Raw genomic sequence first — 239 nt, forward strand, 5'->3', positions numbered from 1 at the left:
GAGAGATAGAATACGGACACAAGGAAGCTGGATAGAGAAATAATGAGGATGGTAGATGTGTGAGAGAGAAAGTAGGAGGATGCAAAGGTAGAGAAGCAGCGGCAAAAAGAGGAGTCAAAATGAGACGTAAAGTCGATATAACTAGCGGTGCAAGAAAAGAGAGGAAACCAGGAAGACAAGATGAACAATACAACTGGCGCGTGAGCCAATATCGAGATGGCAAGTGTTTTTTTTTTTCG

General features: G+C 42.7%; 1 protein-coding gene. It reads left to right on the plus strand.

Annotated elements, in window-relative coordinates:
- Positions 1 to 59: 59 nt before the first annotated feature.
- The coding region (locus G3N62_RS09070) for a hypothetical protein (RefSeq protein ID WP_206141225.1) at positions 60 to 239 on the plus strand (180 nt) is incomplete at its 3' end.

Source organism: Burkholderia sp. Tr-20355 (assembly GCF_017104685.1).
Lineage (GTDB): Bacteria > Pseudomonadota > Gammaproteobacteria > Burkholderiales > Burkholderiaceae > Burkholderia > Burkholderia seminalis.